The organism is Paraburkholderia denitrificans (assembly GCF_042655705.1).
GTDB classification, from domain to species: Bacteria; Pseudomonadota; Gammaproteobacteria; order Burkholderiales; family Burkholderiaceae; genus Paraburkholderia; species Paraburkholderia denitrificans.
Genome location: NZ_JBHSMP010000019.1, coordinates 98393 through 113133, shown reverse-complemented (window position 1 = coordinate 113133; position 14741 = coordinate 98393). Strand labels below are relative to the sequence as shown.

Below are 14741 nucleotides of genomic sequence, written 5' to 3'. Positions count from 1 at the left end.
CAGCCAGACGCGCACGCGCGCCGCACAGAGCGGCGCGCGTGCGCGCTTTATGCGTTTACTGCGGCGCTCAGGCGTGTTGGGCGTGCAGAGCGGGTCAGGCGACCGCGTTTTCGTTGGCGTGCTGTTTCGCCTTTTGCTGCTGGCGGATGAATTCGCGCAGTTGCGGGTAGATGATCGTGCGCCAGCGGCGGCCTGAGAAGATGCCGTAGTGGCCGCATTTCTCAGCCGTGAGGTGATGCTTGTGCTCTTCGGGGATACCCGTGCACAGGTCGTGCGCGGCGCGCGTCTGTCCTGCGCCCGAGATGTCGTCGAGTTCGCCCTCGATCGTGAGCAGCGCCGTGTTGCGGATGTCCTGCGGCCGCACGCGCTCGCCGGCCACGTCCCACGTGCCTTCCGCGAGGCGGAATTCCTGGAACACGGTCTCGATCGTCTCCAGGTAGTATTCGGCGGCCATGTCGAGCACGGCGTTGTATTCGTCGTAGAACTGGCGGTGCGCTTCGGCATCTTCTTCGTCGCCGCGCAGGAGGCTCTTGTAGAAGTCCCAGTGCGACGCGGCATGGCGGCCCGGATTCATCGCCACGAAGCCCGCGTGCTGCAGGAAGCCCGGATACACCGCGCGTCCTTCACCCGGGTAGTTCGCGGGCACCGTGTGGATCACGTTGTTTGCAAACCATTCGCGCGAATGCTCGGTGGCGAGCGAGTTCACCGACGTGGGGCTGCGGCGCGCGTCGATCGGGCCGCCCATCATCGTCATCGAGAGCGGCGTGTCTTCGCCGCGGCTCGCCATCAGCGAAATGGCCGCGAGCACCGGCACGGTCGGCTGGCACACGGAGAGGACGTGAAGGTTGCGCGCGCCGATATGGCGGATGAATTCCTCGATGTACGCGACGTAATCGTCGAGGTGGAACGGGCCCGCCTCGAGCGGCACCATGCGCGCGTCGATCCAGTCGGTGACGTAGACCTTGTGGTCCTGCAGGAGCGTCTTGATGGTGTCGCGCAGGAGCGTCGAGTGGTGGCCCGAGAGCGGCGCGCAGACCAGCACGGTCGGCTCGTCCTTGAGCGTCGTCACCGCCGAGCTGTCGTCGGCGTAGCGCTTGAAGCGCAGCAGGCGGCAGAACGGCTTTTCGATGATGGTCTGCTCGACGATCGGGATGTTGAATCCGTCCTTGACGATTTGACGGATGTTGAATTCCGGCTTTTCGTAATCCTTGCCGAGCCGGTACAGCAGCTCGTAACCGGCGGCGAGGCGCGTTGCGCCCGGCACCAGCGAAAACGGGCTCGAGGGATTCGAAAACGACTTGGAGGCGGCCTGCGCCCAGGCGGTCAGCGGGCTCAGCAGTGCACGCTGATATTCACGGATGTGGTAGAGCATGGGCGCTCCAGCGGTCTAGATGTGGTTCGAATCCGGCTCACGCTAGCTCGCTTGTAGCGAAAGTGAGCCGGACGGGTTGTAGTTGGTAAATATACGGTGCGCCGCAACGTTTCAATACAGGCTCCACACAAATTTCTTTCGAGTGCCAGATCGTTGTGCAGCGCAACAACCCGAGTTTAACGCAGCTGCGGAAAACGCATCGTCAGCGTCACGGCGCCGCAACAGTCACGGCGCCGTAACAGTTTCCGTTTCCACCGGTACGCCCGCGCACGGCGGATGGCCGATTTCCTTTGCCATTTCCTGCTCGTGCCGCATCAGATTCAGGCCCGTATGGACGAGCGCGACGTGCGAGAACGCCTGCGGGAAATTCCCGACCAGCCGCCCCGAAAGCGGATCGTATTCCTCGGACAGCAGACCGACGTCGTTGGCGAGCGACAGCAGCCGCTCGTACATCCGGCGCGCGTCGTCCATGCGGCCCTGCAGCGCGAGGTTGTCGACCATCCAGAAGCTGCACGCGAGGAAGGTGCCCTCGCCGGGCGGCAGACCGTCGTCGAATTCGGTCGTGCGATAGCGCATCACGAAGCCTTCCCACATCAGGTCGCGCTCGATCGCCGCAACCGTCCCCGCGATGCGCGAGTCCGACGCGGGCAGGAAGCCGACGAGCGGCATGAGCAGCAAGCTCGCGTCGAGTTCGGTGCCGTCGTAGGTCTGCGTGAACGAGTTGAGCGTCGGGTTGAAGCTGCGCGCGCAGATCGTCGTGTGGATCGCGTCGCGCACCTGGCGCCAGTGATCGACCGGTCCCGGCAGCGCGAACTTCTCCGCCGATCTGACCGCGCGGTCGAACGCCACCCAGGCCATGACCTTCGAGAACGTGAAGTGCTGGCGGCCGCCGCGCGTCTCCCAGATGCCCTCGTCGGGCTCGGTCCAGATCTGTGCGAGGTGTTCGAGCATCGTGGTCTGGATCGCCCACGCGGTATCGTCGGCCTGCAGTCCGCCCACGCGCGCCAGATGCAGGGCGTTTGCCACTTCCCCGTAGACGTCGAGTTGAAGCTGCCCGACCGCGTTGTTGCCGATGCGCACGGGTTTGGCGCCCTCGTAGCCGGGCAGCCAGTCGACTTCGAATTCGGGCAGTCGGCGCTCGCCCGCGAGTCCGTACATGATCTGCAACTGTGACGGCGAGCCCGCCATGACGCGGCCAAGCCAATCGCGCCAGGCGCGTGCCTCGTCGAAGTAGCCGCCGCGCATCATGGCGAGCAGCGTGATCGTTGCGTCGCGCAGCCAGCAGTAGCGGTAGTCCCAGTTGCGCGTGCCGCCCAGATGTTCGGGCAGCGAAGTGGTGGGCGCGGCGACGATGCCGCCGGTCGGCTCGTAGGCCAGCGCCTTGAGCGTGATGAGCGAGCGGCGGATCGGCCCGGCCCAGCGGCCTTCGACCGTGCCGCGCGCCGACCACTCGGACCAGTAGTTTTCGGTGCGCGCGAGCGCCGTGAACGGATCGCGCGGCGGCGGCAGGCGCAGATGCGAGGCCGCATACGACATCGAGAACGGCACGCGTTCGCCCGCCTTGACTTCGAATTGCGCGACGGTGCGCATGTTCTCGCCTTGCAGCTTCACGGGCGTGCGCAGGACGACGGTATCCGGGCCGACGATCGCCTTGATGCCGCTTTCGTACGTGAGCCGGCTCACCCACGGCACGGAAAAGCCGTAGTCGAAGCGCAGCACGAGTTCGGTGTGCATGCGCACCGTGCCGCGGCGGCCCACGACGATGCGTACGAGTTCCGACCAGCCGTTGCCGGGCGGCATGAAGTCGATCAGCGTGACCGCGCCTTCGGGGGTCTCGAAGTCGGTTTCGAGGATCAGGGTCTCGTCACGGTAGCGGCGCGTGGTCTTGATCTCGACGCCGTCGGCCGCTTCGGGCGCGATCAGCCAGCGGCCGTTCTCCTCGTTGCCGAGCAGCGCGGCAAAGCACGCGCCGGAGTCGAAGCGCGGCCAGCAAAGCCAGTCGATGGAGCCGGTGCGGGACACCAGCGCGGCCGTGTGGCCGTCGCCGATCAGGGCGTAGTCTTCGATGAGGGCGGGCATGTAAGGGCCTGTTCACGTTAATAACGGGCTTGCGAACGTACCTTGCCGGGTGCAGTGCAAGGAGCAAGGAGCGCCGTGTGGCCGAGCCAGACAAGTGACGCGCGACGCCGCAATGCGCCCGGCAAGGCACGTTCCCCAAACCAGGTTTTTCATTCCAGGGGCTGGCTGCCAGAAGGGCCCGTTATTAACGTGAACAGGCCCTGGTGTTCTGGCAGGCGTTGCAGGGTTTATCGGCCGATGTACGCACAAGATTAGTGGGTGCGGGGTCCGTCGTGCAACGCGTTTCGCTGCTGTGCGTGCGCAATGGCCTATTGCGCGGCGTAAAGGGTGTTCAGAGGTGGCCGTGGACGCCAAAGAGCCCGATCAGCCCGATGATGATCAGATAGAGCGCGACGATGTAGTTGAGCAGGCGCGGCGCCACGAGAATCAGGACCCCCGCGATCACCGAAGCGAGCGGGCCGATGGCGAGATGGATGTTCATGTTTGCTCCTTATGGCCGGGCGCGCCGGGCGCAGCTGGCGCGCGGGCGTTCGACCTCTCTCGTATACTCGATCCGGATTCATCGGATCATTGCGCACTCGCGCGCACCGCCGATCCGCTTTGCCGCAATTGACTGATGTCTGCTGCAATCGAACAGGAGATCGACTTGTTCATGCGTCCCGCGCACGCATCCGCCGTGCCTGTTTCATTCCGGTCCCGCCTGCGCGTATTTGCGCGCAGACTTGTTCATCAAATCGCTCAGGGTTTTATCATCATGGCCTGCGCTGCCGCCACCGCCGCCTTCGCACAATCGTCCGCCGCCGCGTCCGCGGGCGGCGTCTTCAACCTGATCGTCGGGACCTACACCGGCGGCAAGGGCGAAGGGCTTTACGTCTATCGCTTCGACACAAACACAGGCGAAGCGACGCCGTTGAGCGTCGCGAAAACCGTGAATCCGTCGTATCTGGTCGTGAGCCGCGACGCACGCTTCGTCTACGCGGTCAACGAACTGCCCGGCGACGACGGCCCGGCTTCGCTGCGCGGCGACGTGAGCGCATTCGGCTTCGATCCCGCGAGCGGGCAGCTCACGTTTCTGAACAAGGTGTCGGCCGAAGGCAACGATCCATGCTATCTGAGCCTGTCGCCCGACGGGCGCTATCTGCTCGTTGCGAACTACTCGATCGCCGCTGATCCGGGCGGCAGCTTCTCCGTGCTGCCCGTCGAACCCGACGGCAAACTCGGTGCGGCTGCGCTCACCGTGCATCACGAGGGCGGCGGCCCGGTAAAGGGGCGCCAGGACAATGCGCACGTTCACTCGACGGTGTTCTCGCCCGACGGCCACTTCGTCTTCGCGCAGGATCTGGGCACCGACAAGCTCTATGCCTACCGCTACACGCCGGACGGCGGCGCGGTGGTCGCACCGGCTGAATCGCGCTACACGCACATGCCGGCGGGTTCCGGCCCGCGCCATCTGGTCTTCGGCAACGACGGACGCCATGCGTATCTCACGAGCGAACTCAATGCGACGGTCACCGTGCTGCGCTATCGCGATGGGCACCTCACGCCCGAGCAGGTCGAGCCGCTCGTCGAACCCGGCTTCAAGGGCGCCGTGGGCGCGGCGGCGCTGCATCTGTCGCCGGATGGGCGCTTTCTTTACGTGTCGAATCGCGGCGACGCCAACGACATCTCGATCTTCGCTGTCGACGCAACGAACGGGAAGCTCGCGCGCGTCGGACGCCAGTCGAGTCTCGGCAAGGCGCCGCGCGAGTTCGCCATCGATCCGACCGGTCGCTGGGTGATCGTCGGCAACCAGGGCAGCGACACCGCTTATGTGTTCCGCCGCGATCCGCAGACCGGGCTGCTCGGGCCGGACCCGAAGCGGCTCGATATCCCTTCGTCGGTCGATTTCAAGTTCGTCGCGTTCTAACGTTCAAACGCGCTAACAGACAGACGTGCCACAAGCGGCGCGCGCCAGCCAGGGCGCAGGCGCATGCCGCGCGTGCCTTACTCGGGCTGGCCGGGTGCGAGCACTTCGCGGCTGCCGTTGATGCCCATCGGCGACACGAGGCCCGCCGCCTCCATCTGTTCGACGAGCCGCGCGGCGCGGTTATAGCCGATGCGCAACTGCCGCTGCACCGACGAGATCGACGCGCGCCGCGTGCGCACGACGAACGCGACGGCTTCGTCGTAGAGCGGATCGGCTTCGGCATCGGGGGTGTCGCCGAAGAGATCCTGCGCTGCGCCGTCGCTCGCCGGGCCGTCGAGGATGCCTTCCACGTATTCGGGCTCGCCGAACTGCTTCAGATACTCGACCACGGCGTGCACTTCCTCGTCGGCGACGAACGCGCCGTGCACGCGCTGCGGATAGCCCGTGCCGGGCGGCAGGAAGAGCATGTCGCCCTGGCCGAGCAGCGACTCGGCGCCCATCTGGTCGAGGATCGTGCGCGAGTCGATTTTCGACGACACCTGGAACGCCACGCGCGTCGGAATGTTGGCCTTGATGAGACCCGTGATCACGTCGACCGAAGGCCGCTGCGTCGCGAGAATCAGGTGGATGCCCGCCGCGCGCGCCTTCTGGGCGAGTCGCGCGATCAGCTCTTCGATCTTCTTGCCCGCCACCATCATGAGATCGGCGAGCTCGTCGATCACGACGACGATCATCGGCAGCGGCGCGAGCGGTTCGGGCGCCTCGGGCGTGAGCGAGAACGGATTGCCGATTTTCTTCTCGTGCGCGGCGGCGTCGCGGATCTTCTGGTTGAAGCCCGCCAGATTGCGCACGCCCACGGCCGACATCAGCCGGTAGCGCTTTTCCATTTCGCCGACGCACCAGTTGAGCGCGTTGGCGGCGAGCTTCATGTCGGTGACGACGGGCGCGAGCAGATGCGGAATGCCCTCGTAGACCGAGAGTTCGAGCATCTTCGGATCGATCATGATGAGCCGTACGTCCTCGGGCGTGGCCTTGTAGAGGAGCGAGAGGATCATCGCGTTGATCGCGACGGATTTGCCCGAACCGGTCGTGCCCGCGACGAGCATGTGCGGCGCTTTCGCGAGATCGGTGACGACCGGCTGGCCGACGATGTCCTTGCCCATCGCGAGCGTGAGCTTCGAGGTCGAGCGCAGCCACGGCGCCGATTCGAAGATCTCGGAAAGCCGGATCATCTGGCGGCGCGCGTTGGGCAACTCGAGCCCCATGCAGGTCTTGCCGGGGATCGTTTCGACCACGCGGATCGACGTGAGACCGAGGCCGCGCGACAGGTCCTTCATGAGGCCGACGATCTGGCTGCCGCGTACGCCGAGCGCGGGCTCGACTTCGAAGCGCGTGATGACCGGGCCCGCCGACGCGCCGACCACCGTGACCGGCACCTTGAACTCCTGGAGGCGCTGCTCGATCAGCTGGCCCGTCTCGGCGAGCGCGGCTTCCGGGACCGGGTCGATGTCCGTGGACGCGCTTTCGAGCAGATCGAGGCCGGGCAGGTCGACCGTCGATGCGGCGAGCGGCTGGAACGCGAACGTCGTGGGCGCGTGGCCGCGCACCGGCTGGCGCGAAGCGGGTTCAGGCGCCGCTTCGGCGGCGGCCGGGGCCGGGGCCGGGGCCGCGTACGTTGCATCGGCTGCATTCGGTGCTGCTGGTGCGTCCGGTGCGTCCGGTGCCTTGAGTGCGTCCGTCGTGTTCGGGAGCGGGATTTCCCACGGCGCGGGCGCCAGATCCATGCTCAACGGCATCAGCACGGGCGGCATCGGCACGGGCGGCATCGGCACGGGTGCGATTGCGGCCACATCCATGCTCGGCGGCGCGTCTGCCACGACTTCTACCGGCGCGTTTGCGAGCACGCTTGCCAGCGCGGGCTGCGTCGCTTGCCAGCCGAATGACGCTGCGGCATGCCACGCGGGAACGTTCGCCGTGCCTGTGCTTTCGATCCGCTGCCCGAGGTCGCGCTCGCTCTCGCCCGCCGCGACGGGCGCGGCGGCTTCAGCCGTCATGCGCTGCGTGTCATGCGCGATGCGCGGGAAGCGCACGATGTTCGAGCCGGTCGCGGCTGTTTCGGAAGCGGGCAGGGCGGGTTCGTCTGCGTCGATTGTTTCGCTCGCCACGGGCGTGGCTGGTGCGTGGGCCGTATCGGGAGCTGCGGGCGTCGGCAGGTCCGCGAGCCTGGGGGCAAACGCTGCGTAATCGTCTGCGGGTGTTGGGGCCGATGGAGGCGCTGCGGCTTCGTCGGCCGGCTCGTCGTCCATCAGGGTCCACGGTGCAAGGCCATGCTCGGTCGTGGGCCACGAGGGTTGCGGCGACTGAGCGAACGCGAATGGATCGGCCGCATCGTCCTGCGCAACCGCTTCGGGCGCGCTCTGATGCCAGCTTGCGCCGTACGGCGATGCATCCGGCGTCACGGCGTGGGCAGGCGGTGTTTGGGGTTGCGCATCCGCGTTGGGCGCAGCGACGAACGCTGCCGTGGTGGGGAGCTCCGCGTATGACAGGCTCGCCGGATCGTGCACGATCACTGCTTCATGCGCTTCATGCGCTTCATGCGCTTCATGCGCTTCATGCGCTTCATGCGCTTCATGCGCTTCTTGCGCTTCTTGCGCGTCGTGCAGATCGTTCGGAGTCGAGGCGGCGACCGGCGCTGCGTCGTGCGACACGGCTGGCTGTGCTGGTTGTGCTGGCTGAGGCGCATCTATCGCCGTGAGCGAACCGGGATGCGCCGTGAAGGCCTCGGTTGCGGAGTGGGCCTGCCACACGCCGAATGCTGGCGACGTATTCGCCTCGCCGTCGGCCGCTGCGGCAACGTGCTGCTCCGGTTTCCACACTTCGGTGGGGGTGGCCGGAAGCAGTCCCACCGTCGTGTGCACGTTCGCTGCGTCGCTCGTCGTATCAGCGGGTTGCGCTGCGCTGTCTTGCGTGGCGCCCGGGAGCCGAGGCTCCGGCACGTGCTCGCGATGGGCGGCCGTAGCCTGCGCACGACCGTCAGCGTCCGTGCTGCGCGCGAGGCTCGCACCCGCGAGCGTCGTCCAGCGCGCAGTGTTCTCGTCGATCGAGCGCAGCGTTTCGAGCACGTCGTCCGAAAGCGGCACGCTCGGTTGAGCGTCGACCGGCGCTGCAGGCTTTGGAGCGACCGGGCGCGCGGCGGGCGTCGTTGCCATCGGCTTGTTGGCAGATTGCGCCTGCATCGCGGCGAGCGCGGTTTTCGTCGGCCAGACGAACGGCCGTGGCGGCCTGGGCGGACGCGGCGGCGCCACGGATGCCGCAACGCGCGCAGCCGTGTTGCCCGCGACGGGCTGCGCGACGCTGCGCCGGGTCGGCAGCGGGCTGGCAAAGGGCGGTTTGATTCCATCGAGCGGCGGCGTTGCCGCTGCGCCGCGCACGCCATGCGCGATACCGGACGCGGCCGAAACGCTGGAGGCATTCGCGTACGCCCCCGAAACCGGAGGCCGAACCGGTTCGGCGCGCCACGGCGTGTTGCCGCCGGGCGTCTGCTTGAGCGGCGATACGGCGGGCGCCATCGGTGCGCGCGCATCGATGGCCGCAGCCGCTCCCGTCGCGGCGAGCGCGGCGGCGGGCATCTCGTGCAGCCATCCTGCTGGCGCTGCGGGCTCGCTCAGACCCGAGTCAGGCGCGATATCCGCTGTGTCCGACAGACGCGGTTCGACACGCCACGTCGCGGTCTCGCGCACCTCCCGCACCTCCCGCACCTCCCGTGCCACCTCGCCGCGCGCCGCTGCCGCGCCCGTGGCGCTCGTCGAGCCCATTGTGCGTTTGCCCGTCGCGGGTGGGTGCCACCGGGTCGGGCGCCGGGGCCGCGAGCCATCGAGCGTGGCCGGCGAATCAAGGGGAAAGAGGCCGCTGGTGCCATGCGCCGATGCCGCGCCGCTGTCTGCCGGGCGACGGCTTTGCCGTCCGCCGCGCGGCGCGTCGCTATCGTCGCGGCGCGCGCGAATGTTCAGGCCGAGCCCGAGCGAAACGTCGGCGAGCGCGAGCATGTTGCGCCAGTGCGAATCGAACAACCAGGGCAGGCTCACGAGGAAGAGCGCGATCATCGAGAGCGGCGTGGCGACATGGCCGACGCGCTTCCCGAGTCCCATCGCCAGCGCCTGCCCGAGCGCGTTGAACCCGTTGATGTGAATGAGTGTGGCTTCGAGCGTGCAGCTCGCGACGAGTACGCCGAGAAATCCCAGCCAGAGCCGGATCGTGCCCGGCCCGCGCAGGCCCGTGCCGCCGGGCAGCACGGATCTGACGAGATGCCAGATCAGAGGGATGAGCCAGATGGATGAGGCGCCGAACCAGCCAGGAACTACCGTGTGCATGCCAGAGGTCAACGAATGGAAGTAGTGCAACCCGTGGAGTTTAACCGCTCGGCCGACCGGGCCGATACGCGGTTTGCAGCGGCGCCACGCTCGCCTTCTGCTGGTGGCGCTGCGTGCGGGCCGCCGCAGCCCGTGTGCAACCGACAAAACGGCGCGCAGGTGTGCGGTGCGCGCGTGGGCTACGAGGCGATCACGGGCTTTGCACGGGTCAAGCGCGGATCAATCGCGGATCAATCGCGGTTCAAGCGCGGTTCAAGCGCGGGTCAAGCGCGGGTTGGTCGCGGGTCGATCACTGCTTCGGCTGGGCCGCCGGTGCGGTGTCGGTCGGATGCGTGAAGATCAGGCGGTCACCGTTGTCGAGGATCAGCAGCAGCGCTTGTGGCGCGTGCATTTGCACGCCGCTGCGCGTGATGCGGCTGAGGGCGTCGAGGTAGGCGCCCTCGATGTCGCCGCCTGTGCCGATGCACGCCATGCGCGTGCCCGCGAGCGTACCGAACGACAACAGACCGTTTTTGAGCGCATAGGTGCCCGCGTAGCGGTTGCAGCCCGAGAAGCCGCTGGCGTGGCGCTGGCCGGTCGCCGTCGACAGTTCGAGCGTGATCGGGTTCGCTGCTGCTGCGGCGGCTGTCGTGGCGGATGCAGCGGGAGCAGCGGCCGTCGAGGCAGTCACGCCGGGCAGCGTGCGCAGCGTGCCGTTAGCCTCCTTCCATTCGGTGAGCTGCCATTTCGTGTTGTCGAGCAACTGCGTGGCGGCGGGGATGAACGGATCGGACGGCGGTGCGGAGGCATCCGTGTGCACGGGCATCTTGCACGCAGCCAGCATCAGCGCGAGTGCGAACGGCGCCGCGCGCGATGCGATCAGGCGCAGGGTAGGGTGCCCGTGCGGGCGCGTGCTCAGGCGAAATGACATCGCTTCGGTCCTGGTAATCGGCGAAGGCGTAAGCGTAACGCAGTAGCGGTCATGCGCGCGAGCCAAACGTCGAGGCAGATCCAGGCAGGTCCAGGCAGGTCGAAGCACGTCGAAGCGCACGCCGCGCCGGTGCGCTCCCTGCCTCGGCGCCGCCTGGGCCGCGTGTTAACATCGGCGCTCGCTCGTATGGAACAGCACCATCGTTATTCTGGAGACATCATGCAGATCGGCACCCGCATCGGCACGCCGCTGTCAGCCTCGGCCACACGCGTCATGCTGCTTGGCGCAGGCGAGCTCGGCAAGGAAGTGATCATCGCGCTGCAGCGCCTCGGCGTCGAAGTGATCGCCGTCGACCGCTACGAGAATGCGCCGGGCCATCAGGTCGCGCATCGCGCGCATGTCGTCGACATGACCGATCCGCAGGCGCTGCGCGCGGTGATCGAAGCGGAACGCCCGCATCTCGTCGTGCCCGAAATCGAGGCCATCGCCACCGACGCGCTCGCAGCCGTCGAAGCCGCCGGCGTCGCCGAGGTGATCCCGGCCGCGCGCGCCGCGCAGCTCACGATGAACCGCGAGGGCATCCGCAACCTCGCCGCCGAGGAACTCGGCCTGCCCACGTCGCCGTACGCGTTCGCCGATTCGCTCGAACAACTGAAGGCGGGCATCGCGAAGGTCGGCTACCCGTGCGTCGTGAAGCCGGTGATGTCGTCGTCGGGCAAGGGGCAGTCGGTGTTGCGCAGCGACGCCGACGTCGAAGCCGCCTGGCTGTACGCGCTCGCGGGCGGCCGCGTGAACTACGGGCGGGTGATCGTCGAGGGTTTCGTCGAATTCGACTACGAGATCACCCAGCTGACCGTGCGCGCCATCGATCCGGTGAGCGGGAAAGTCGAGACGTATTTCTGCGATCCGATCGGCCACTTGCAGGTGGACGGCGACTACGTCGAATCGTGGCAGCCGCAGCCGATGAGCCCGAAGGCGCTCGAACGCTCGCGCGAGATCGCGCACAAGGTGACCGAGGCGCTCGGCGGGCGCGGGATTTTCGGCGTCGAGCTGTTCGTGCGCGGCGATGACGTGTGGTTCTCGGAAGTGAGTCCGCGTCCGCACGATACCGGGCTCGTCACGCTCGCGTCGCAGCGCTTCTCGGAGTTCGAACTGCACGCGCGCGCGATCCTCGGCTTGCCCGTCGATACGACGGCGCGCGGTCCGGGCGCGTCGGCGGTTATCTACGGCGGGCGCGAAGAGCGCGGGATCGCGTTCGAAGGCGTTGCCGCGGCGCTCGCGGTGCCGGGTTCGGATCTGCGTCTGTTCGGCAAGCCGGAGAGTTTCGTGAAGCGCCGCATGGGCGTTGCGCTCGCGACCGGTGCCGATATCGAGGAAGCGCGCGCTCGCGCCCGCGCGGTGGCAGCGGCGGTGCGGCCGGTGTCGGGTGGCGCGGCGGAGTGAGCCAGGGGCTGAGCGGCCGACCGACCGACCGACTGAGCGTCGCAGCGCGGCTCCGGGCGCAGCGCTCAGGGTGACGCGCAGCGAATGTTCGCCAGCAGGGCGCGGCGAGTCGCACGCATGCCGTGCCGCATCGCGTCGCCAGGTCTGACGCTCGTGCAGGCGTGGGCCATGCAGCCGCCGCGCCGCCCGAAGCCCGCGCCGCCCTTATCGATCCCTGACGTGCCGCACCGTAAGCGGCGCACGTCGTCACTCACGGAGAAACCCATGCAGAACAAACGGATTGCGGGTTGGGCGTTTCGCGCAGCAAGCCTCGCGCTGGCCTGCGGCGTGATGGCGCAAGCGCAAGCCGCGCCGCTGAACGTTCCTGAGATCCAGACGCAGGCCCGCCAGGCGTTCAGCTATACCTGCGCCAACGGCCGGACCTTCAAGGTTGCCTATATCAACGCGAAAAACGGCCAGAGCTTTGCGGTGGTGCCGGTGCAGGGACAGCGCCTGCTGTTCGTCGAAACCATTGCGGCGTCGGGCGTGAAATATCAGGCTGGCCGTTATACCTGGTGGACGAAAGGCCCGCGCGCCGATCTCTACGACGCCTCGGCTGGCGACAACGCGGCGCCGATGCTCGCCGGTTGCGCGACGATCATGCGCTGAAGCCAGGCCGACTCGTCAGGCCCGCCTCGCGAGCGACGATTTTCCGTCATGTTGGGCCGGTAATATGCGGCACGGCTGCGCGGAGGATTCGGGCGGCGCTGCGCGCACCCGGGGATCCGCGGACGCGCACAGGCGCTCGCGGGCAGAAGCCCGGGCGCGCTGCCATCAGGATTTATGCCAGGGTGCTACAATACCGCGCTTTCGGCGACGTGCGCCGGCCGCAAAAGGCCGCCGCGGCTGCCGGATGAGAGCCGGGGTCGTCGCGCACGCAGGGTAGTACAGCGGTAGTGCGCGCAACCCAGCCTCCGGGCCGGATTGCCGGCGCGGAAGCGTTACCCCGGCTGTACGCCGGTGACCTGTGCCAGGCGTACGCCTCGCGGCCCGCCGGGCTGCGAGTTGCCAGTTGCGACTGTGCCCCGCGACTGCGCCCCGCGATTGCACCCCGTCGAGGCGCCCGGCCGTGAGTGCCGCCGCGCCATGCGCTCAGGCGCCTTTATAGCGAAGCCACCATGTCCGACACCGACGTCAAGCCCACCACTGCGACCTTCGACCAGTTTGGCCTTGCACCCCAAATCCTGAAGGCAATCGAGCAGCAGGGCTACACGACGCCTACGCCGATCCAGGCGCAGGCGATCCCCGTCGTCCTCACGGGCCGCGACGTGATGGGCGCTGCGCAGACCGGCACCGGCAAGACCGCGAGCTTCTCGCTGCCGATCATCCAGCGTCTGTTGCCCGGCGCGAACACGAGCGCCTCGCCCGCGCGCCATCCGGTGCGCGCGCTGATCCTCACCCCCACGCGCGAACTGGCCGACCAGGTTGCCGCGAACGTGCGCTCGTACGCCGAGCACACGCAGTTGCGCAGCGCGGTGGTGTTCGGCGGCGTCGACATGAATCCGCAGTCCGACGAGCTGCGCCGCGGCGTCGAAATCCTGATCGCGACGCCGGGCCGCCTGCTCGACCACGTCCAGCAGAAGACCACGAACCTCGGCCAGGTGCAGATGCTCGTCCTCGACGAAGCCGACCGCATGCTCGACATGGGCTTCCTGCCGGACCTGCAGCGCATCCTGAACCTGCTGCCGAAGGAGCGTCAGACGCTGCTCTTTTCGGCGACGTTCTCGCCGGAAATCAAGAAGCTCGCCGCCACGTATCTGCGCACGCCGCAGACCATCGAAGTCGCGCGCAGCAATTCGACAGCCACGAACGTCACGCAAATCGTTTTCGAAGTCGCCGAGGGCGACAAGGCCGGCGCGGTCGTTCAACTGATCCGCGAGCGCGGCCTGAAACAGGTCATCGTGTTCTGCAACAGCAAGATCGGCGCGAGCCGTCTTGCGCGCCTGATCGAGAAGCAGGGCATCGTCGCCGCGGCGATTCACGGCGACCGCTCGCAAAGCGAGCGCATGCAGGCGCTCGACGCCTTCAAGCGCGGTGACATCGAAGCGCTGGTGGCGACCGACGTGGCCGCGCGCGGCCTCGACATCGCGGAGCTGCCCGCCGTCATCAACTTCGACCTGCCGTTCAACGCCGAAGACTACGTGCACCGCATCGGCCGTACGGGCCGCGCGGGCGCGTCGGGCGACGCGCTCTCGCTGTGCAGTCCGAACGAGAAGAAGCAGCTGGTCGACATCGAGAAGCTCATCAAGCGCTCGCTGCCCGTGGAGCGTCTTACGATCGATACGCCGGTCGCGCATCACGACGGCGGCAGCCGCCCGCGCCACGAGCGCGGCGAACGTGGCGGCGAGCGCTCAGCGCACGGCCATCGCCGCACGACGTCGTACGAGCGGCCGCATCACCGCGCGCAGCCCGTCGACGATTTCTTCCTGAAGCCCTACGAGCCGTCGCCGGTGGCGCGCAAGGCCGCCGAGGAACGCTCCGCGTCGAACAACGGCTCGCCGCAAAAGCCGCAGTCGAAGCAGCCGCTGGCCGCCCTGCTGGGCGGGCTCGGAGCGTCGTGGCGCAACAAGCCTTCGTCGTCTTCGTCGAACTGATTTTTTCCGGCTGATCAACACATTAACA

At 67.6% G+C, this 14741-nt stretch carries 9 protein-coding genes; 4 read left to right on the top strand and 5 right to left on the bottom strand.

Annotated elements, in window-relative coordinates:
* Positions 1-94 precede the first annotated feature (94 nt).
* The 3 genes from ACFPTO_RS16580 to ACFPTO_RS16570 form a co-directional block, all read right to left on the bottom strand.
* Entirely contained in the window at positions 95-1372 is a 1278-nt protein-coding gene (locus ACFPTO_RS16580; RefSeq protein ID WP_377712823.1) for a polyhydroxyalkanoate depolymerase, read from the bottom strand.
* Positions 1373-1597: 225 nt separating this feature from the next.
* Positions 1598-3451 (bottom strand): glycoside hydrolase family 15 protein, encoded by a 1854-nt coding sequence (locus tag ACFPTO_RS16575; protein WP_377712821.1) that lies wholly within the window; start codon positions 3449-3451, stop codon positions 1598-1600.
* A 331-nt stretch (positions 3452-3782) separates the two neighbouring features.
* Positions 3783-3932 (bottom strand): DUF3096 domain-containing protein, encoded by a 150-nt coding sequence (locus tag ACFPTO_RS16570; protein ID WP_377712819.1) that lies wholly within the window; start codon positions 3930-3932, stop codon positions 3783-3785.
* 171 nt (positions 3933-4103) lie between these two features.
* On the opposite strand from ACFPTO_RS16570, the gene ACFPTO_RS16565 reads away from it, so the two are divergent.
* Positions 4104-5357 (top strand): lactonase family protein, encoded by a 1254-nt coding sequence (locus tag ACFPTO_RS16565; RefSeq protein ID WP_377712926.1) that lies wholly within the window; start codon positions 4104-4106, stop codon positions 5355-5357.
* Between the two features lie 77 nt (positions 5358-5434).
* On the opposite strand, the gene ACFPTO_RS16560 is transcribed toward ACFPTO_RS16565, so the two are convergent.
* Entirely contained in the window at positions 5435-9727 is a 4293-nt protein-coding gene (locus ACFPTO_RS16560; protein WP_377712817.1) for a DNA translocase FtsK, read from the bottom strand.
* 289 nt (positions 9728-10016) lie between these two features.
* Positions 10017-10637 (bottom strand): META domain-containing protein, encoded by a 621-nt coding sequence (locus ACFPTO_RS16555; protein ID WP_377712815.1) that lies wholly within the window; start codon positions 10635-10637, stop codon positions 10017-10019.
* A gap of 219 nt (positions 10638-10856) precedes the next feature.
* Here ACFPTO_RS16555 and purT point away from each other — a divergent pair, with 219 nt between their 5' ends.
* The 3 genes from purT to ACFPTO_RS16540 all read left to right on the top strand — a co-directional run bounded on the left by purT (position 10857) and on the right by ACFPTO_RS16540 (position 14713).
* Positions 10857-12080, top strand: a complete 1224-nt coding sequence (gene purT / locus ACFPTO_RS16550; RefSeq protein WP_377712813.1) for a formate-dependent phosphoribosylglycinamide formyltransferase — start codon at positions 10857-10859, stop codon at positions 12078-12080.
* Positions 12081-12344: 264 nt separating this feature from the next.
* Positions 12345-12728, top strand: a complete 384-nt coding sequence (locus ACFPTO_RS16545) for an MliC family protein (protein WP_377712811.1) — start codon at positions 12345-12347, stop codon at positions 12726-12728.
* 509 nt (positions 12729-13237) lie between these two features.
* Positions 13238-14713, top strand: coding sequence for a DEAD/DEAH box helicase (locus ACFPTO_RS16540; RefSeq protein WP_377712809.1), 1476 nt, complete (start codon positions 13238-13240; stop codon positions 14711-14713).
* Positions 14714-14741 lie beyond the last annotated feature (28 nt).

What these genes read in the sequence shown, in the direction of transcription:
- ACFPTO_RS16560 (WP_377712817.1), bottom strand. Translation starts at nt 9,727, where the DNA reads ATGCACACGGTAGTTCCTGGCTGGTTCGGCGCCTCATCCATCTGGCTC.
- ACFPTO_RS16565 (WP_377712926.1), top strand. Translation starts at nt 4,104, where the DNA reads ATGCGTCCCGCGCACGCATCCGCCGTGCCTGTTTCATTCCGGTCCCGC.
- ACFPTO_RS16540 (WP_377712809.1), top strand. Translation starts at nt 13,238, where the DNA reads ATGTCCGACACCGACGTCAAGCCCACCACTGCGACCTTCGACCAGTTT.
- purT (WP_377712813.1), top strand. Translation starts at nt 10,857, where the DNA reads ATGCAGATCGGCACCCGCATCGGCACGCCGCTGTCAGCCTCGGCCACA.
- ACFPTO_RS16575 (WP_377712821.1), bottom strand. Translation starts at nt 3,451, where the DNA reads ATGCCCGCCCTCATCGAAGACTACGCCCTGATCGGCGACGGCCACACG.
- ACFPTO_RS16555 (WP_377712815.1), bottom strand. Translation starts at nt 10,637, where the DNA reads ATGTCATTTCGCCTGAGCACGCGCCCGCACGGGCACCCTACCCTGCGC.
- ACFPTO_RS16580 (WP_377712823.1), bottom strand. Translation starts at nt 1,372, where the DNA reads ATGCTCTACCACATCCGTGAATATCAGCGTGCACTGCTGAGCCCGCTG.
- ACFPTO_RS16545 (WP_377712811.1), top strand. Translation starts at nt 12,345, where the DNA reads ATGCAGAACAAACGGATTGCGGGTTGGGCGTTTCGCGCAGCAAGCCTC.
- ACFPTO_RS16570 (WP_377712819.1), bottom strand. Translation starts at nt 3,932, where the DNA reads ATGAACATCCATCTCGCCATCGGCCCGCTCGCTTCGGTGATCGCGGGG.